This window comes from Adhaeribacter arboris (assembly GCF_003023845.1).
GTDB classification, from domain to species: Bacteria; Bacteroidota; Bacteroidia; order Cytophagales; family Hymenobacteraceae; genus Adhaeribacter; species Adhaeribacter arboris.
In genome coordinates this window covers 4,695,655-4,715,683 of sequence record NZ_PYFT01000001.1, presented here as the reverse complement: position 1 = coordinate 4,715,683, position 20,029 = coordinate 4,695,655, and the positions used below count along the sequence as shown (strand labels likewise).

At 43.9% G+C, this 20,029-nt stretch carries 10 protein-coding genes; 2 read left to right on the top strand and 8 right to left on the bottom strand.

Going from position 1 to position 20,029, the window contains the following annotated elements; genetic code table 11:
* Positions 1–74: 74 nt before the first annotated feature.
* Together AHMF7605_RS19160 and AHMF7605_RS19155 are read right to left on the bottom strand one after the other, a co-directional pair.
* On the bottom strand, positions 75–344 hold the full coding sequence (locus AHMF7605_RS19160; protein WP_106931650.1) for a hypothetical protein: 270 nt from the start codon (positions 342–344) through the stop codon (positions 75–77).
* Positions 345–349: 5 nt separating this feature from the next.
* Positions 350–1,024, bottom strand: coding sequence for a hypothetical protein (locus AHMF7605_RS19155; RefSeq protein WP_106931649.1), 675 nt, complete (start codon positions 1,022–1,024; stop codon positions 350–352).
* 512 nt (positions 1,025–1,536) lie between these two features.
* Between AHMF7605_RS19155 and AHMF7605_RS19150 the strand changes: the two genes are divergently transcribed.
* Complete coding sequence (locus tag AHMF7605_RS19150) at positions 1,537–4,641, top strand: PVC-type heme-binding CxxCH protein (RefSeq protein ID WP_106931648.1); 3,105 nt, start codon at positions 1,537–1,539, stop codon at positions 4,639–4,641.
* A 77-nt stretch (positions 4,642–4,718) separates the two neighbouring features.
* Positions 4,719–5,903 carry an FG-GAP repeat domain-containing protein gene (locus tag AHMF7605_RS19145; RefSeq protein WP_233219188.1) on the top strand — a complete coding sequence of 395 codons (1,185 nt, stop codon included), beginning with the start codon at positions 4,719–4,721 and terminating at the stop codon, positions 5,901–5,903.
* Between the two features lie 62 nt (positions 5,904–5,965).
* On the opposite strand, the gene AHMF7605_RS19140 is transcribed toward AHMF7605_RS19145, so the two are convergent.
* From AHMF7605_RS19140 to AHMF7605_RS19115, 6 genes are all read right to left on the bottom strand, one after another.
* A complete protein-coding gene (locus AHMF7605_RS19140; protein ID WP_106931646.1) occupies positions 5,966–6,364 on the bottom strand; it encodes a Dabb family protein in 399 nt (132 codons plus the stop codon).
* A gap of 241 nt (positions 6,365–6,605) precedes the next feature.
* On the bottom strand, positions 6,606–7,967 hold the full coding sequence (locus AHMF7605_RS19135) for a vanadium-dependent haloperoxidase (protein WP_106931645.1): 1,362 nt from the start codon (positions 7,965–7,967) through the stop codon (positions 6,606–6,608).
* A 270-nt stretch (positions 7,968–8,237) separates the two neighbouring features.
* Positions 8,238–11,678 carry a VCBS repeat-containing protein gene (locus AHMF7605_RS19130; RefSeq protein WP_106931644.1) on the bottom strand — a complete coding sequence of 1,147 codons (3,441 nt, stop codon included), beginning with the start codon at positions 11,676–11,678 and terminating at the stop codon, positions 8,238–8,240.
* Positions 11,644–14,976, bottom strand: coding sequence for a VCBS repeat-containing protein (locus AHMF7605_RS19125; protein ID WP_106931643.1), 3,333 nt, complete (start codon positions 14,974–14,976; stop codon positions 11,644–11,646). The genes AHMF7605_RS19130 and AHMF7605_RS19125 overlap by 35 nt, the downstream gene beginning before the upstream one ends.
* Before the next feature lie 114 nt (positions 14,977–15,090).
* Positions 15,091–16,626, bottom strand: a complete 1,536-nt coding sequence (locus AHMF7605_RS19120) for a RagB/SusD family nutrient uptake outer membrane protein (RefSeq protein WP_106931642.1) — start codon at positions 16,624–16,626, stop codon at positions 15,091–15,093.
* 64 nt (positions 16,627–16,690) lie between these two features.
* Positions 16,691–19,837: a SusC/RagA family TonB-linked outer membrane protein gene (locus AHMF7605_RS19115; RefSeq protein WP_106931641.1), complete on the bottom strand. Its 3,147-nt coding sequence runs from the start codon at positions 19,835–19,837 to the stop codon at positions 16,691–16,693.
* Positions 19,838–20,029 lie beyond the last annotated feature (192 nt).

The window sequence follows — 20,029 nt, the reverse complement described above, 5'->3', positions numbered from 1 at the left end:
ATCAATTTTAAAATTAAGGTAAGTCTGCAACTTTTCGCGAACAGCCGGAGAAAGTGTTTCTAGATCGCTTAGGCTTATAACTTAACTGCATCGCCATAATTAAAGAAGTAACTACCCCCTGTCATGAGGTCGTAGGAAGTAGCAGTGTGTTTGTCGCAACTGGTAATTTTTTGATATATCAAATGGTAGGCTTCCCGATTATTCATCCCCTTGGTTTTCCAGGTCTGTAAAATAGTCTCTATCTCCGCTAATCCTTGGGTAAATTCTTGCTGTAACCCATTTTCAATAATTCTATTTTCAATAATAAGACGCTCCGCTTTTTTGTCTTGTTTAGATAATTCCATGCGTGTTATCTTGCCCGATACACACCATCTCTTTCGGTATCAATGGTACCTCCCACGTAACCACAAACGCCCATTACAGGCGAATTAACTACCGGCATGTTTGCGTAATCTGCAAAATCTTCGCACTCTTCGGCGTGGGCCGCCGCGCAATCCTCACAATAAAAGCCTTCTCCTTCTTCTATGTGGATGATGCAGATAGACGTAGCTGCTTGCTTATTGCACGACGAACACATAATGGGTAGGAGCTCGTTCCTCGATAGCAATACGATTTTTTCTGGCATAATTAGCTGGTAAGCACCCATCACCTGAATGCTGACGGTGGTAGTACTACCAAAATCATAGTCGTGCTCTAATTTCATTTTTGGTGTTAACACCTGTTCTAATCTCTTAGTAAAACTTATTTTGGCGTTTTGCTGCGTACACTCACTCAAGTGACCGCCGCATTCCAACCAGATAGCTCGCAAAAAAGTATCTAATGTTTTAAATGTAGCACTGCCTTTTACCAATATGTGCAAAAACATTTCGGCCGCTTTTACATACAAATGGAAGGCAGACTGCCCAGTCGCGGATTGCTCTTTTTCTAGTTGCGCCAAGTGCTTTTTAAAATGCGCTGCCATGGTTCTCTGCGTAATTATTTCGCCGCAACGCCAACCCTTACCCACTGATACTAATTTATCCATTATTATTTAATGCTTTTACTTTTTAAATTCAGATAATTTGGATGATCACTCCGGTGAGAATAACATAAAGCTAATTATTTCATATACTTACTAACCTTAAAAGTCAAATCCAGCTTTGAATTACTTACCTGATGCCCGTAGAAAGCTGAGTTTTCAGCATAAGTACCATTGTTTAAGTTAAGGCCCTACTTTCTCCGGGGAGGAATCTTTTATTTACCCAGGCAAATACTGCATCGTTGAATATACCCGTACCCGTGAACGCATGCCTTAGTATATAAAAACGAGTAGTAGCTAGCTAATTAAAATTAATAACTTATTTAAAATAAATACCTTCATGCGGCATTTCTTGATCAATGATTTACTTCATTTTTCACAACTTTCGATTATCTTTCTTCAATCATACGAAGTATAGTTCAGACAAACTTTTATTTTTAGTTTACAATAATTTTTTTGATGCATTGGATTTATCAGGTCCCCTAATCAGGAAAATTTATGAATAAAATAGCAGCCAGATGAATAAAAACAGGAAAGATCTCATTTTTCTGATTGCCTTAGTCCTACTCGCGCAAGGCTGTTTAAAGCCGGGTAAAACAGGTAAACAATTGCTTACGCAGTCGGCATCAGAGCAAACAAAAACTCCGATGGATACCGCTACCGATATTTACGCGGAACATGTGCGCACTACAGCTTTTAAAACTCCCGCCGAAGAACGTTTAAGTTTTGTATTGCCCCCGGGATTTGAAGCTACCCTCTTTGCTTCGGAGCCGGATATAACCAAACCCATTAACATGGCTTTCGATGAAAAAGGCCGGTTGTGGGTAACGCAATCTTCGGAATACCCGGTAGCGGCTGGCCCCGGCCAAGGGAAAGACCGGATTAGCATTCTGGAAGATACCAACCACGATGGCCGGGCCGATAAAATAATTGAATTCGCGAATGATTTAAATATTCCGATTGGTATTATGCCGGTAAAAGGCGGGGCAATTGCGTACAGCATTCCTAACGTTTACCATTTTATTGATTCAGATGGTGATGATAAGGCCGATAAACGCGAAGTATTATTGGGCAAATTCGGGCACAAGGATACGCACGGCATGGTAAATAATTTAATCCGGGGATTTGATGGCTGGATACACGCCTCGCACGGGTACGCGAATACTTCTAAAATTGCCGGTAAAGACCAGGACTCTATTACTATGTTTTCGGGCAATACGTTCCGGTTTACGCCGGACGGCCGCCGCGTTGAGAAAACTACTGATGGTCGCATCAATCCTTTCGGCTCGGCTTACGACGAAATGGGCTACCAGTATTCCGCCGATTGCCATACGCTGCCTATTTACCAATTAATCTGGGGCGGTGACTATACCCAGTGGGGAAAGAAAGAACGAAGCATGGGCTTTGCTCCTACTATGATGGATTATGACTTAAATTCTACTGCTTTAGCCGGCTTGGTTTATTATACCGATACCCAGTTTCCGGAAGAATACCGGAATAGCTTTTACTCCGGCGATGTGGTAACGTGCCGTATTAGCCGGAATGTAATGACCTTTCATGGTTCTACCCCTAAAGCTACCCGCAAAGAAGATTTTTTGGTGAGCCGGGACCCTTGGTTCCGGCCGGTAGATTTAAAAGTAGGTCCGGATGGGGCCTTGTACATTGCCGATTTTTATAACCGGATAATTGGTCACTACGAAGTACCTATTAATCATCCGGGCCGGGACCGGGTTAGCGGCCGCATCTGGAAGATTACCTACAAGGGCAATAAAGAAAATCCGGTAATAGATTGGTCTAAAGTAAGTTTATCTAAATTAGTGGCTGCCCTTAATCACAATGTGCTGGCTACCCGCATGCGCGCTACCGATGAATTGGTGGACCGTTATGGTGTTAAAGCTCTTCCTGCTTTAAAGAAAGTGGTTCGTAGGAAAAGAACTAGCCCCGAACAGCTTATTCAGGCTATATGGGCTTTATACCGGTTACATGCGCTGCCCGATAAAGCATTATTTGATGCTATTAACCATAAAGATGCGCGGGTGCAGGTGCATGCCTTAAAAGTACTGGCTAATTTTAAAACCCTATCTGAAGAACAACGAACTATTGCCTTAAAGAGTCTGGTTAATTCAAATCCGCACGTGCAACGGGCGGCAGCCGAACTGCTGAGCCGGCATCCGAGTCCGCAAAGTTACCGGAGGCTCATAACGTTGGTGCAGGCTATTCCCGATTATGATACCCATTTGCGGTACACGGTATTAATGAGCCTTAAAAATCACCTGGCGCAAACAGACATTATGCAACGGGTAGCCACCGAAAAATGGAATGAAAAAGAAGCCGACATTTTAGCGATGGTAACCGCGGATGTTCATTCAGCAGCTGCCGGACAGTTTCTTTTTCAGTATTTTCAAACGCACGCACCAACGCCCGAGCGTCAGCTTATTTACACCCAATCCATTGCCCGTAATATTCCGGATGCCGAGTTAAATCAGGTAGTTCGTTTTTTGCAGAGTAAAAACCCCCACAACCTGGAACAGCAGTACCAGCTAGCCAAAGCATTAAATTCTGGAATAGAGCAACGTGGCGCGCAAGAGAATACTTTGTACCAGGAATGGAATATAAAACTTGCTACTACTATTCTTCAAAACGCCCCTACAACTTGGAATAAGCAGGTGCAAGCGCAGCAACTGTATGCCGCCGATATAGCGGGTAAGTATAAAGTATCTTCTTTGGAGCCTTATCTTAAAAATATAGTAGCTTTACGAACTGCGGACGAAGAAACCCGGGGAGTTGCCGCCGGAGCATTAATAAATTTGGCACCTGCCCAAAACGCCCCTAGTATTTTTAAAGTGCTCACCAGCGGCGAAGAATCAATGGGTATGCGGCAAAAATTCGCCCAGGCTTTGGGGCAATCCGCTTTACCTCCGGTAAGAGCCTTGTTGGGCGAAGGCTTGCGGGGCGCCCCGTACGAAGTGCAGGAAACTATTGCTTCCCTTTTAGTTAAAGATAAGGCAGGAAAATCGCAACTCATAAAATTAATCCGGCAGGGCTACGCTCCGGCACGTTTGCTGAAAGCCCGAACGGTAGAAGAAGCTTTGCTGGCAAATATAGAACCTAAACAACATCAGGATTACGAAGAACTGACGGCCGGCATTTTACCGGTAAGCGAAGAGCGGCAAAAGCTAATTCAGGAAAGATTAGCCACCTTTAGTTCAAAAGGAAAAACGGTATCGATGGGAAATGCGGTCTTTACCAAAAATTGCAGTATGTGCCACCAGATTGATAAGAAAGGCGGCTTAATTGGTCCGCAGCTTGATGGGGTAGGTAATTGGGGAAAAGAAGCATTAGCCACAAAAATATTAGACCCGAACCGGAATATTTCCGAAGCTTTCCGGACGTATACTATTACTTTAAAAAATGGGAAAACCGTATCGGGACTTTACCGGCGCGACGAAGGGCAATTACTGGTATTAGCCGACCGGAGCGGGCAAGAATTTACTATTGCGCAGCAAGACATTCAGGAAAAAACAGCTTCGCCCTATACCCTTATGCCCGACCATTTTAACAGCACCATCCCCAAAGAAGAATTTGATGCGCTGCTGGTATATTTGTTAAATAACAAAAAATAGCCTTATGCTTTATGAAACATCCCTTGGCAAGTACCTTAAATCAGATTTTAAGAAAATCATTCTTCTCAAACTTAAGTATGTATAGGCTTGGTTTACTGATTTTAACGGTTGGCTGGCTCTTACCGGTAAATTTACTTGCTCAAAAAGCCAATAAAACTAAAAAAACTGGTGCTATATCTTTCACCAAACAAGTACTTACAGAGGAGTTTATTGCTGAAGGAGTGGCAGTGGGCGATGTAAACAAAGACGGGAAAGTAGATGTTTTAGCGGGCGCCTACTGGTTTGAAGCTCCTAAATGGCAAAAACACGAAATAACGCAACCCGAAAAATTCTTTTACGACAAAGGGTACAGCAATGCTTTTGTGAGCCAAACGATGGATGTAAACCTGGATGGCTGGCTGGATTTTGTGCGTATTGGTTTCCCGGGCAAAGAGGCCGTTTGGTTCGAAAACCCAAAACAAAAAGCCGGACATTGGACGGCCCATACGATTCATGCTACGGTAGGGAACGAATCGGCTGGATTTTTTGACGTAGATGGCGATGGTAAATTAGATTTATTAGGCGGTAATTCCGCTACCGGGCAGATGACCTGGTTTAAACCTCCGGTTTCTGCGGCAAATGTTACCTGGCAGCAAACAGCTATTAGTAAAGAAAAAAGTCCTGGCTCGGAGCCCTTCTCCCACGGTTTAGGATTGGGTGATATGAACCAGGATGGCCGTCCGGATGTGCTGATAAAAGAAGGTTGGTGGGAGGCCCCCGCCAATCCGCTGCAACCCGATTGGACCTTCCACTTGGCCAATTTAGGCGACGCTTGTTCCCAGATGTATGCTTATGATTTTGATAAAGACGGCGACCAGGATGTAGTTTCTGCTTCGGCGCATGCTTTAGGTATTTGGTGGCACGAGCAAGTACGCAACGAACAAGGCGCTCCGCAATGGAACACCCACCTAATCTCCGACAAATTTACCCAAACCCACGGTTTATCTTTTACCGATATCAACTCCGATGGGTACCCTGATCTGGTAACCGGCAAACGCTATTTTGCGCACATGGGTAAGGACCCTGGAGAGTATGAGCCGCCTGTACTTTATTGGTTTGAACTAAAGCCGGGGAAAAACCCGACCTGGATTCCTCATTTGATAGATGACAGTTCCGGAGTAGGGGTACACGTAGTAACCCAGGATATAACTCAGGATAAACTAACAGACATAATTGTTGCTAATAAAAAAGGCGTTTTTGTTTTTAAACAAGAACGGAAGTAATAAAAAGAGCCTGCCTATTTACGTAGGCAGGCTCTTTTTTTAAATAATTATAACTTTAAATTCTATTTAGCTTCTGGGGCATAATCTACCACAAACACGTCTTCCATAATTCCCAACTTCCCGAGCAACTGGCCAAACTTTTTATGTTCCGGATGCGGTAAATACGTATCGCGAGCAGCGGCATTTTCAAACGTGAGTAGATAAACGTGCGTAAAACCCAGGTTTTTCTTTTCCGGACTATCATTAATCCCGTGTTCAAAAGCTACAATACCCGGTATTTTACTTTTTAAAGCTCCGAGTTCTTGCGTTACCTGGGCAATTTGTTCCGGGGTTGCAGTGGGTTTAAACTTAAAAATTACCACGTGGCGCACCTGCTCTTTTTTAGCAATGAGCGCTGCGGAAACGAAGAACAGCGTACTAAACGCTATAAGAGCCAAACTGGCGCGGATTACTTTATTCATATTTAAAGGTAGTTAAGGATTTCGTAATTAACCCGTAAAACTAGCAAGTAGCCGGTAAAAAGAAACACAAAGAAGTATTTATTTCTTACCTATTGAATAATTCGAAAATTTGTATGGCTAGCTTCTAGGAATTGTAGTTGAATTGACGCCCGTACAATTCAGAATTGTTTTGGATTAGAAACCAGATTTTTCCCTTAACGCGTACTCTGCCCGTCTGAAAGTTTAAATTATAATGCTTATGCTATTCTGCTTTAGCCATTTGCTTCGCTTTGTTACCTGCTTTTCGGGTTTTTATTTTGCCTAATACAAACTCTCCTACCAAACGACCTTCTGTTTGTCCGTTGGTAATAGCCGGCAGGTAATGTATGCCGCCGTACAAGCGACTTATAGCCGCTTCTTCGGCGGCCTGATTAAAGGAGCTAAATTTGCGGGGCGATAAGCCAAATACTACTTCAGTAGAATCAGTATAAGCAAAGTTTTCGCCGTACAAAGAAGTAAGCGTAACCGCCGCCGCGTTAGAAATAACACTATGACCACTCGGATACTCCGGAAAAGGGGGCGTTTGCAGCAAAGGTACCCAGTCTTTATCCATGTAAGTATTAATTACGGTTTCGGGCCGGATGCGGGCACTGCGGTATTTTTCATCCCAACAAGAAATAAAGCCATCGGCTAAAGCAATAGAAACTAAGGCGTAGGTTTCTACCGTTTTCATGAAATCGGCTTTGGCTTTTTTAGAGGCTACGGCCGCAATATTTATCCAATGCCCTCCCGGACTTATTTTTTTGGTAGCGTACATCACGTGCCCGGTATTATGCATGACAAAGGGGTTACAATCCCAGAAAGAGGCGATAGCTTTTTGCTCCGTTGTAAGAGATTTACCGGTTTCGTATACCTGCAGCACTTCTTTATAAAAATCGCTACTCTTACTTATGTCAAACTTGCTGGGCACAGCGGGCTTAAACTGGCTGCACGAATCTAAGGCAAAAGGTCGGATTTTAAACCAATACGGTTCCACGGCATCCATGTAAGCCGGTGGTGTAGGTTGCCATTTTCCGGGTGCCATTACTACCGTGTAACGACGGCCGCGGGTTTCGCGGTAACCATCTTGGTTGGCCCACTCCAGTATTTTTTTACCAACGGCCTCGCCGTAAGCCATGGAGCGGTTATATACTTCTTCGTCTAAGCCAGCTTCTTTGTACTTCTGGTAAACCTGGGGTTCAAACTCATCTACCATATCACCGGAAAAAGTAAGCGTACGGCCTACGGTTAAAAACGCCCGTAAACTTGCCAACGGATAGCAATATTCTTGCCCCGCGGTAGGTTTGGGCAATTCTTTTAAACCGGTTAGTTGTCCCGTTAAAGTTTGATACTGTGGGTAACCCGGCACTAAAGCTTCGTAGGCTGCAATATTGGCGTAAGCGTATACGCGACTGGCAACCGGTGGCGAGAAAATATCGTGCACCATTACATCAGTTAATTTCCGAACGGAAGTATGCATCACATCCGGATTGGCCAGAGTAGTCTCATCTGCCTTTTTATTCTGACAACTCACCTCTATTAGCAAGAGAACAGCAATGAGGAGAGAAGTAAATTTACACTTCATATAGAAAGCAACGTATTTCACGAGTAATTATCTAACAAACCAAATCAACATCATCGGTCTATTGTACTTATAAAGATAACAATTAAAAAGTAAAGCCTAAAGCTGCTGAAATAGATACCGACTTGCTCCTCTTTCTTTCAAAGAACAACCCTCGTTTCTGATCCGTGCCATTTCAGGTTTATATGCTTATAATTTTCTAAATCAATAATAAATTCGAACACTGATAATTAACTTATTACAAATGAAACATTTATAACCTAAAACACACATTTATTTAGTAACGAAAGCGGTAGCCGAAGCACCCTGCTTCTTCGGCCGAAATACCTGTAAAGGCGCATTATTACGGGCAACCAGGTAAATCAGACCAGCAACGGTTTTTACCGGTTTAATGTCCCGGATTTCGCCTTCAAGTAAAAAGCCACTGGAGGTTGGCAGCACTGATTGGAAGCCTCCCCTACCATTGCCTTGCAGTAATAACCCGTAACTGGCATCGTAGCGACCTTGGTACATGCTCACGCCGTAAAAATTACCACCCAGCAAAATATCTAAATTCCCATCCTGATTAACATCGGTGGGATAAAAAGTAAAAATTTTAGAAACCTGCGCCTCCATAGGCAAAGGCCGCAGCTTGAATTGCTTTTTACCGTTATTTTCTAAATAAATTGATTCGAAGCAATTTACTTCCAGCATTTTAGCCTCTTTTAACTCGTCTTTGTCGAAGATTTCTTCGATGGTTTTGCCCGGAAATTCTTTGTAATTGGTAAACTTTTTATTGATGAGCGGCATCTGTTTGCCTAGCTCATCTTTGGTGGCTACCGGGTACCATTTATCGCCGAGACTATAAGCTAAAATATGGTCGAGGGTTTGGTTGCCATCGATATCTTTCACGTACAGCCGCAGTTTGGTATCTGGCCGTTTCCGGAACTTGGTGTTAGTTCCCAGATTACCTACCACAAAATCCAAGTCACCGTCATTATCAAAATCCGCAGCCTGAATGGTTTGCCATAAGCCCGCCGAAGAAGCTAAACCATTTGGCTGGGTAGTTTCTACTAACTTATTTTTTTGATTTTCGAAAATCCGGATGGGCATCCAATCACCTACTACCATTAAATCTAAGTCCCCGTCTTGGTCGTAGTCGGCCCAGGAAGCATCGGTCACCATTCCCGCTTGCCGGAGGGTTGGGGCTAGTTGCGCGGTTTGGTCACTGTATTTTCCTTGCCCGTTGTTAATGAGCAAATAAGAACGCGGCGAGTTACCGTACTGATATCCTAAAACGTGGCCACCAACAAAAAGGTCTAAATCGCCATCTTTGTCATAATCCGCTACTTTAACGCAGCTTTTATTATCGTACATGGGCGGCAGGTTGGTGCTTTTGGTAAAGGTCCCCTGGCCATCGTTCAGGTACAGACGGTCGAATTGTTCGGGCATTTTGCCGTAAAACTCGTTGCCGCCGCTTACCACGTATAAATCTAAATCCCCGTCTTTATCGGCATCAAACAAGGCGGCATCCACATCTTCGTAAGTAGAATCGGCCTGGAAAAGTGCCTGGTTCGTTGGAGAGAATTTCCCGTTTTTCTGCTGCACGAATAATTTGCCGGCTTGCCATTTGGCGCCACCCACGTAAAAATCATCTAACCCATCGTTGTTAACATCACCTAAGGCCAGTTTCGGACCTTCGGTAGAAACCTGAAACGGCATTAAACTTTCGCGGTAAAAATCGAGGTAATTATTTTCCTGGTGCTTGAAATCTATGCCGGTGGTTTTAGTAATTTCTTCGAATAGAGGCTGCTCTTTTGGAAATAATTGGGCATAATACGTCTTCGCCTCTTCCTGGGCATCGGCTTGTTTTAATATTACCGTGCTATTAGCTGCGATATTGGTTTTTACCTGTACTTTCTGGTTGGGCCAAATAACTAGTAACGTATCGGCCTGCGTAGCTTTGCCTAAGCCAAAATTTAAAATTGGCTCTACGGCTGATAAGAAACCGCGGGTGGGCATGAGTTGCTGAAATTGCAGTTGACCGGCCTGTTTTACAAACACCTTTGCCCCGAGTCCATAGGTATTCAGCTTCTCCCCTTGTAGCTTCACCTTTAGATAATGGTGCTTGATTAATTTATTACTTTGATTTTGGTAGATGCCCGCAGCAGCATTGATATTGTTAGTAATTAAATCCAAATCGCCGTCGTTATCTAAATCGGCGTAAGCGGCGCCATTGGAGATATTTGGTTCGGCAAACCCCCAGTTAGTAGACTCATCTTGAAAGCGCAAACGGCTCGTACCCCGGTACATGTAATTATGCACCTTGCCCTCCGGCATCATACTAATCGCTTTTTGGTCTAAAGTCTCCGAGATATTGGCAGAGTACTGCATCGAATCGGCCGAAGCAAATTTTATATAATCCAGATTATTTGGCCGGCGCACGATGCCGTTGGTAATGAAAATATCTTTGCGGCCATCATTGTCGTAGTCGGCCAGTAAGGTACTCCAGCTCCAGTCGGTGGCGGCTACCCCGGCCATTAAACCAATATCCGAAAACTTTTGGCCACCTAAATTCAGTTGCAAACAATTGCGGCTGTATTGATTAAAGTAACCGAACTGCAATTTGTACAAGTAAATATCCATGGGGTCTTCACCCATCGATTCTTTTTCAATTTTTTCGTCTTCCGGGTACATGTCCAGCGTCATTAAATCCGGATAGCCATCGTTATTCATGTCGGCGGCATCGCTGCCCATGGAAAAACGGCTTAAATGGCGAAAATGGCCTTTCACGCTTTCGGTAAAGGTGCCATTGCCGTTGTTCAAGTAATAATAATCGTCTTCGTGAAAATCGTTCGAAACGTAAATATCGTCCCAACCATCATTATTAAAATCGGCTACGGCTATGCCTAAACCGTAGCCCATAGCGGCCCCGTAAATGCCGGCTTCCTGACTCACATTTTTAAATTTTACCGGAGTGTTTTTCGGCGCCGAGCCGTTTTTGGTAATTAATTGATTTTCGAAAAAATAATCGCCGGCTTCATTATCACGCAAATTGCGGGCGGTCACCCGGTCATAGCTGCGGGCGGTATGCACCGCGTGGTTCAATAAATATACATCCAGGTCGCCGTCTCGGTCGTAATCAAAGAAAGCCGCCTGGGTAGCAAAACCCGAAAAATCTAACCCATAATCAGCCGCTTTTTCGGTAAAACTTACCTGACCATCGGAGCCAACCCCATGATTGATGTACAATTCGTTGGCACCTTCCAAGCCTTTGTAATTACCGACGGCGCACACGTAAATATCCAATAAACCATCCCCGTTTACATCGGCCATCGTTACCCCGGTTTTCCAATCGGCAAAGCCCTCTATGCCCGCTGCTTCCGAAATATCCTGAAATTTAAAATTACCTTTATTTAAGTAGAGCTTGTTTTTACCCTGATTCGAGACAAAAAATAAATCGGTTAAGCCATCCTGGTTTACATCGCCGGCGGCCACGCCGGCGCCATTATAGTAATACAGGTAACTTAAAATATTAAAATCTTTGGTATCCTGCAGCTTATTCGCGAAGGTAATGTTGGTTTTAGTAGTATCTACTAACTCAAAAAGCGGATTCTGAACAACCGTAGTCGGCTTTTTACCGGTGCAGGCGGCCGCCAGCGCCAAAAGCAAGAAGAACGGACTAACTTTTAAGAATAGTTTATTTTTTATAACGGAGAACTTGTAAAGTGTCATTGTTTTTAGCTAAAATAAGTAGCGGCTGGTTAGCAGAACCAATAATTTGCTGGGTTTTGCGCACCTGCCCCTGTACTTGCAGGCCTGATTCCTGAGATGTAACAGCGGTAAACTTACCTTTGCCCATCCCCCGCAAAAGTAAGCCATAATTGGCATCGTAACGTCCAATTTCCGGCAATACATCAAAGAAATTACCGGTTAATAAAATATCCAGTTGGCCATCCTGATTATAATCCAAAGTATTAATGCCAAATACCGGCGAAAACTGTGCTTCGAGCGGCAAGGCTTGCAAAGCAAATGTAAAATTACTCTGATTTATCAGAAGCGATGTATTGGGATTGCTTACTTTTTTTATAACAGCCGTTTTTAAAACTTCCGCCGGAAAAATATCCTGAATTTGTTTACCGGCGTAATCAGTATATTTGACAAATTTTTTCTTAATGCTGGGTACCTGTTTCTGCAAATCTTGCTTTAGCACCATCGGATAAGCTTTACCATCTTCGGTATAACAGGAGATAATTTGTTCTACGGTACCGTTGCCGTCAAAATCAGCGGTATATAACTCAGCGGGCTGCTGCGTACTCGCTACAATACGCGTGTTTTTACCTAAATTACCTAAAATAAAATCTAGATCACCATCTCCGTCCACGTCAGCGGGTTTTATCGTATTCCACCAGCCAGCCGAGTTAGGGATACCGGCTGGAGCGCTGCTCACAAGTTGACGGCCTTGGTTATTTTTAAATACCATTACCGGCATCCAATCGCCTACTATAATTAATTCTGGAAAATTATCCTGGTTTATATCGGCCCAAACGGCATCGGTGATCATGCCTAACTCATTTTTGGGCAAATAACGCTTGGTGTAATTTTTAAAATTACCCGTGCCATCGTTGATGTACAAGTAACTGGGTGGGTCGTAGCCATAACTACCGGATACCATGCGGCTGCCAATAAACAGATCCACGTCGCCATCTTGGTCGAAATCGGCGGCGGCCACGCAGGAACCATTCTCGGCCAGGTTCGGCAAACGGTTATCGCGGGTGAAATTTCCTTTACCGTCGTTTAAGTAAAAGCGGTCCAGCAGTTCCGGGGCATTTGGCAGAAATTCGTTGCTACCGGTAACCACGTACAAATCTAAATCCTGGTCTTTATCGGCATCAAAAAATACGGCATCTACGTCTTCCGATCCAAGGCCATCCTGGAACATTTTTGAGGTTGTTTCCGCAAAGGTACCATTGGCTTGCTGTAGAAAAAGCTTTTTAGGGTTACCCGCCGCCCCTCCCACGTAGACATCTTCCCGGCTATCGCCGTTCACATCGCCGGTGGCTAAAGCGGGACCTTGGGTAGAAAGCATTTGCTTTAGAAGGCCATCGCGGTTATAATCCACGAAGTTACTTTCGCGGTGAATATAATTTAACTTTACTTGTTGGGTAGCATCGTAAAATGGGCCGTTATTTTTAACTTTTTCTGGTTTAAACGTTTTGCTTGCGTTCTGGTAATTTAAAACTAACTGCTGATTAACTTTTACTGGTTTTACTACCTGCATTTTATCATCGGGCCAAACAACACTTACCGAATCAATGCGGGCTTCTTTCCCTAAACCAAAAACCAAAGTTAAATCCACGGATGATTCAAACCCCCGGTTAGGCATTTGCTGCAGGTATAAAGTTCGGTTGGGTTGATGCACGTACACTTTAGTGCCAATGCCAGCCCGGTTTTTGGCGGTGCCTTGCAGTTTTACCCGCAAGAAATTATTTTTGAGTTTTTCCGAAGCTTTATTTTTATAAACCGAAACGGGGGTATTTTCATTATTTACTACTAAATCTAAATCGCCGTCGTTATCTAGGTCGCCGTAAGCGGCTCCATTCGAAAAGTTAGGTTTGCCTAAACCCCAACTTTCCGCTTTATTTACAAATTGCAGGTTACCGGTATTCTGAAAAGCATAGTTCGAAATAGGCGTAGAAGTCATTTTGGCGATCAGTTCTTGGTTGTAATTATAGCCGCCGCCTTCTATTGCCCGGCGCATGGTTTCTTCGTTGCCTAAAAAATTAACAAAATCCTGATCAGTTAAATCATTGTAAATACCGTTGGCTACAAAAATATCTTTCAAACCGTCGTTATCCATATCAAAGAGCAAAGCGCCCCAACTCCAGTCGGTGGCTTGTACGCCGGCTAACCGGGCTACTTCGCTAAACGAATGATTGCCGTTGTTCAGGTGCAGCATGTTTTGCATGTACTGGTAATGAAAATCGCGGGAAAGTTTTAGTTGCTCTAAATCGTAGCTCTCAAACTGGGAAGTTCTTTTTAGCCGCGTATCGTTGCCCGGCAGCATATCCGTTACAAAAATATCCAGATAACCATCGTTGTTGATGTCGGCAATGTCCGCTCCCATGGAAGATAAACTTTCGTGCCGCATCCAGTTTTTAGAAGCTTCGGTAAAAGTACCGTTCTGGTTATTGAGGTACAGGTAATCGCGCTCGTAGAAGTCGTTGGAAATAAAAATATCCAGCCAATTATCGTTATTTACATCGCCAATGGTAATGCCTAAGCCAAAGCCAATTAAACTGCCGTAAATACCGGCGGTTTCGCTAACATCAATAAATTTCTGATTATCGTTCCGGAATAATTTCTGGCCCCCCAGTTTATCCCGTTGATTGCGAATATTATTAAATCCTAGGCGACTTACCGGGTACGAACTGTTATTTAGCAGGTAAACGTCCAGGTCGCCGTCGCGGTCGTAATCGAAGAAAGCCGCGTGCGTCGAATATCCTTCATCATCTAAGCCGTATTCGGCCGCTTTTTCCGTGAAAACAGGAATGCCTTGGGCGTTATTACCGTTATTGATAAACAGCTCGTTTTTACGATTATCACCGGTTACATCGCCGGCGTTGCACACGTAAATATCCAGTAAGTTATCCCCGTTTACGTCGGCCATGGTTACGCCGGTACTCCAGGCCTGTTTACTAGCCACTCCCGCCTGGGTGGTAATATCCTGGAATTGCAGATTACCTTTATTTAGATAGAGCTGGTTTTTAGCGGTATTGGCCGAAAAGTAAATATCCGGCAGATTATCGTTGTTTACATCGCCAATGGCTACCCCACCCCCGTTGTAGAAGTTGCGGTAACTAAAAATGTTCATCTCGGGGGTTACCTCTACTTTGTTAACAAAAGTAATATTAGTATAAGTAGCGGGTAATTCTTCAAATAAAGTATCTGCAATAGGCGCTTTTTTCTGGCAGGCAAAACAGGTGCAACAAATAATAACGGCCGTTAAGGCGCGGATTAATTTAGATATCATCGGTAAACTACAAAAAGCGCTTTAACAGCTTCTCTAATATAATAAAAAAAGCAAGTTGTAGCAACTTGCTTTTTTGTTGGTTAGTATTTACTAGTGCCCGAATAAGCTTACTTATTAGTAACCTGGGTTTTGTTTTAAGTTCGGGTTACTGGAAAGCTGTTGTGATGGAATGGGGAATAATCTTTTATTAACGTCGCTGTTTGATTTAAACTGCCAGGCACTTTCCCATTTGCCAAAACGAATTAAATCGTTTCTTCTCCAGCCTTCCCAAGTCAATTCACGGCCACGCTCAGCTAAAAGTTCATCTAAAGTAACGGCACTTAAATCGGCGATACCCGCCCGGCGGCGCACTTGATTTACGAATTCTACCGCATCGGCGCTACGGCCTAACCGAATTAAGGCTTCGGCTTTCATTAAAAGCACATCGGCATACCGGAAGACTACAAAGTCGTTGTCCTGGTCGTTACGGGTATTATTTTTCTGCACTTCGTACTTTACGTTACGAACGCCTTCGTTACCAAAAGCTTTCTCGAGCGAAGAAATTGTAGGCGTAAATACTAATTCTTTGCTCACGTTATCTACTGCATCGGTAAACCGGATTACATTGCCGGTATTATCTTTTTGCGGTCCTACTAACCAAATCCCTTTCCGCTGGTCATTATCCGAGAAGGTATTATAGAATTCGGCGCGGGTAGCAAAACCATTCCAGGGGTTACCATTGGTACCATAAACACCTCCCTGCGCGTAGTGCAGCGTGCGCATTTGCCAGTTCATACCAGTTGCCAGAATTTTATCGTACGGAATGGTAAAGATATTCTCGTTGTACGTAGCCGGGTTAGCGGCATTATTAACGGCAAAGTTGGATAAGAAATCCGGGTTCAAGGCATAACCCGCCGAGGAACTAATTACAGCATCGGTAGCCGCTAAGGCATCTTGCCACCGCGGAGTACCGGTGTACACTTCAGCGTTCAGATATACTTTAGCTAGCAAGGAATTAGCGGCACCTTTGGTAAATCGTCCGTAGAGGTTAGCGCTTTTCCCTTCGGCCAAGCTAGGCAAGGCTTCTTTTAACTCTTTTTCTACATAATTAAATACCTCCACCCGGGTATTGGCACTTGGGTTACCCGGCGGGGTATCTTCGGTAATAATAGGCACGTTGCCAAACATGTCCATTAGCCAGAAATAAGCATAAGCCCGAGCTACTCTTAATTCGGCAGTAAGTACTGCTTTATCGGCTTCTGGTATCACCAACTCGGTAGTATTTAAGGCTACCAGGTTAATGTTCGATTTGGCAATTACGCGGTAAGCCCATTCCCAGGAGCCATTTATCTGACCCGGCGATACCGGAGTCCATTCGTGTTTGGCCATTTGCTGCCACGAAGCATTATCGTACCAGTCCGGTCCGCGGGTAGGTACCACCATTTCGTCGGAAGTAGCTTCGTTTAAAACACTTACCGGGTCGTAAAAACCGCGCAACTCCGCGTAGGTAGCTCCAATAACGGATCGCAGCTCATTTACGTTAGTAGGAAACTCGCTTGCATCGGCCCGGTCAAAAATTTCCGTATCTAAATCGGTACAGGCCGGCGCTCCCAAAAGCAAAGAAGTAAGGGAGGCAGCAGCTATAATTTTTTTATAAGGATGTATTTTCATGTTATATTTAAATTAAAGCACTTATTAGAAAGTGTAAAAGGTAAATAAATGGGTAGCATCATTTTTAAAAAGTTAATGATACGCCCATAGAGAAAGAACGGGTTTTTGGATAATAGGTAACGGGTTCAATACCCGGAGAAAGATTCAAAGCATTGGCGTCTGCTGCCGATATAGTAGTACCTCCCACGTTAGTATTTAAGCCCCCGTACACATCCCGCGAAGCGCCTAATCTTGGTTCCGGATCAATACCGCGGTATTTGGTAATAACGAAGGTATTATTACCCGCCACGAATACCGAGGCATTGGTTAAATACTTCCAGAAGTTAGGCAAACGGTAAGAGAAACGGAAGTTATCCAAGCGCACGAAATCCCCGTCTTCTACCCACAGACTGGAAAAAGCAGGCGACAAACCGGCCGGAATACCCGTAGAAAAGGCATCGGAAATAACGTTATTACCGGGAAAGCGGTTAGGGTTAGCGGAGTAAATATAAGGACCATTTACAATTTGGTGGCCAACGGCCCCACGTAATAAGAAGCTTAAATCAAAATTCTTATAGGTAAACGTATTCCCCCAGGCAAATACTACATCCGGGTTGGCATCGCCTAAATACGTCCGGTCTTTACCGAAGGGATCCACGGCTCCATCACCATCAATATCCTGGAATTTATAGGAGAAAGAACCATCGCTGTTTTGGGTAAAACCTTGGAAAACCGGACCGTAAAACTGGCCAACAGGACGCCCTTCCTGCAATACTACTGGCTGGGCAATACCTCCCTGTCCACTACCAAAAGTACCGTACGTTCTGGGACTAGCGGCATTGTATTGGAAGATACCCGAACTTAAAGAAACAATCTTATTTTTATTATGTGCCAGGTTCACGTTGGTGCGCCACTTGAAATCACCGTTATCAATGGCTACATAATCTAAAGCTAATTCTATCCCTTTATTATTAATCTCCCCCACGTTAGCCAACAGGCTGCCGGTTACCGCGGTAAGTTGCTCGCTACCGTAGCGGGTACCAATAGCAATAGGATAATCAAACAATAGATCCCGAGTGTCTTTATTGTAAACTTCTATCGAACCAGTCAGGCGGTTATTTAAGAGGGCAAAGTCTAACCCGAAATTGGTCATGGCCGAAGTTTCCCACTTTAAATCCGGGTTAGCATTTTGGCTATACTGATAAGCCGTTTGGAAGCCACCGTTGGTAAAATAGGTACTGGATGGACCAAACAGTAACTGCGAACCGTAATCGTAAATACCTTCTTGGTTACCGGTAACACCGTAGCCAAAGCGTAATTTTAAATCATCCAGAAAACCAACTCCTTGCATAAAGTTCTCTTGTTTTAAGCGCCAGCCCACGGAGAATGCCGGGAACCAACCCCAACGGTTATTCTGACCAAAACGGGAAGAACCATCCCGGCGAATGTTACCGGTAAACAGATACTTATCGTTATAAGAATAAGTTAAACGGCCAATGAAACCAATCAGAATGGCTTCTGATTTATAGGATCTTACTACGCGGTTAGTAGAACCATCTGACCCCGGATTACCGGCTTCTAAGTTGTTTGAATTAAAGATATCGGGGAAACTGCTGTTTTCTGCGCCAAAACCTTCGTTGCTTAATTTTTGGTAAGTATATCCTACTAAAGCACTGTAGTTATGCCGGCCAGTGGTACGGCTATAATTAGCAGTAAGCTCGGTTAAGCGGTCGAGTACTTCCCGTTGCGAACGGCTACCAAAAGCTAAATTGTTGCCACTACCCCGCCAAGTGCTAGGCCGGAAGAAGCTATAGCTGGTATTAAAATTATTTATAGAAGTATTCACTCCCAAACGCAAACCTTCTACCGGCGTTAAGAAAACTTTTAAATTAGCCAGGGTTTGTTTTTCGTTTGATTCGTTGGTGCGCTGCTGCATCCGGGCAACCGGGTTTTCAATTTCAAAACCACCGGGAATCCGTTTGCCATTAAACAAATCGTATCCTTCGGCGCCGGGCTGCATGTACGTACCGTTATCGTTATAAACCGGAATGGTTGGATTAATGCGGCCCGCCAACAGATACGAGAAATAATCCACGTAATTTTTCTTACTTCTTTGCTGCGATAATAATAGCTGAATTTCTAATTTATCATCGAGGGCCTTTTGGGTTAAGTTCAGGCGGGAATTTAAACGATCAAAGCCGGAATTTAAGGCAATACCGGGTTGATTTAGATATACTACCGAACCACGGTAAGTAAATTTCTCGGAACCGCCGGAAACGGCTAAACTTTGGTTATGACTAATCGCAGTACGGGTAATTTCGTCGAACCAATCGGTACGACCGCCATAATCGTTAGCGGCCACATCTAAATTAAGCTCACGTAATTTATCCACATACTGATTAGGTTTGAGAAAGTCCAGCATATTCGATACTTGCTCCATGCCTACGTAACTATTTACCTCTACGGTGGTTTTACCGGCTTTTCCGCGTTTCGTGGTAATCTGAATAACGCCGTTTGCCGCCCGGGAACCGTAAATAGCCGCCGCCGAAGCATCTTTTAATACGTCCACTGCTTCAATGTCTTCGGGGGCCACGGAGTTTAAATCGGCGCCGGCCACCCCATCAATCACAATTAAAGGTTCGCTGTTCGCGCTCAAAGAAGAAGTACCCCGTAAACGAATAGCCGGCCGGTTGCTGGTAGGGTCGCCACCACCGGCTACAATATTTAAACCCGCTACTTTTCCTTGCACCGACTGGAGAGGGTTGTTGATTACGCCGGCGTTTAAATCTTTGGCATTAACGGTGGCCGTAGCTCCGGTTACGTCGGCTTTCTTCTGCACCCCGTAACCCACAACTACTACTTCTTCCAAAGCTTTCGTATCTTCCGAAATAGTAATATTGATTGCTCCCGGTCCGGTAAAAGCTTTTTCCTGGGTAGTGTAGCCAATAAAAGAAACCACTAAAGTCCCGGCTTGCTCGGGAACGGATAAGTTAAAGCTTCCGTCGGCTCCCGTGGTAGTACCCACCGAAGCCGAGCCTTTTAACACTACCGTAGCGCCTGGTACCGGTCCGCCCGTAGCATCTGTAACTTTGCCCGTTATTTGCCAGTCAATGGGTGAAACATAAAAACGGGTTGGTTTTAAAAGTGGGCTAGCGTAACCCGGACTACTTAGTGCGGCTAATAATAAAAGTAAGCAACTGTTCCGTTGCCAACGGTGGGTAACGTTTTTCATAGACTCATGTTTGTTTTTGTTAAGAAGAACAACTTATTTATAAATATACAAGGATTGTATTGTAGATGTTAGCGCATTTCTTCATTTTTTAAATAAAATATTAAAATTTAATTAATATTATTGATTACTTAAAAATATTTCATTAAAAATGGATTTAGATTTTATTTTTTACAGTCTATTTTTCAATATTTT

Coding starts and splice junctions, on each gene's coding strand:
- AHMF7605_RS19155 (WP_106931649.1), bottom strand. CDS start 1,024: ATGGATAAATTAGTATCAGTGGGTAAGGGTTGGCGTTGCGGCGAAATA.
- AHMF7605_RS19150 (WP_106931648.1), top strand. CDS start 1,537: ATGAATAAAAACAGGAAAGATCTCATTTTTCTGATTGCCTTAGTCCTA.
- AHMF7605_RS19125 (WP_106931643.1), bottom strand. CDS start 14,976: ATGATATCTAAATTAATCCGCGCCTTAACGGCCGTTATTATTTGTTGC.
- AHMF7605_RS19120 (WP_106931642.1), bottom strand. CDS start 16,626: ATGAAAATACATCCTTATAAAAAAATTATAGCTGCTGCCTCCCTTACT.
- AHMF7605_RS19130 (WP_106931644.1), bottom strand. CDS start 11,678: ATGACACTTTACAAGTTCTCCGTTATAAAAAATAAACTATTCTTAAAA.
- AHMF7605_RS19160 (WP_106931650.1), bottom strand. CDS start 344: ATGGAATTATCTAAACAAGACAAAAAAGCGGAGCGTCTTATTATTGAA.
- AHMF7605_RS19135 (WP_106931645.1), bottom strand. CDS start 7,967: ATGAAGTGTAAATTTACTTCTCTCCTCATTGCTGTTCTCTTGCTAATA.
- AHMF7605_RS19115 (WP_106931641.1), bottom strand. CDS start 19,837: ATGAAAAACGTTACCCACCGTTGGCAACGGAACAGTTGCTTACTTTTA.
- AHMF7605_RS19145 (WP_233219188.1), top strand. CDS start 4,719: ATGTATAGGCTTGGTTTACTGATTTTAACGGTTGGCTGGCTCTTACCG.
- AHMF7605_RS19140 (WP_106931646.1), bottom strand. CDS start 6,364: ATGAATAAAGTAATCCGCGCCAGTTTGGCTCTTATAGCGTTTAGTACG.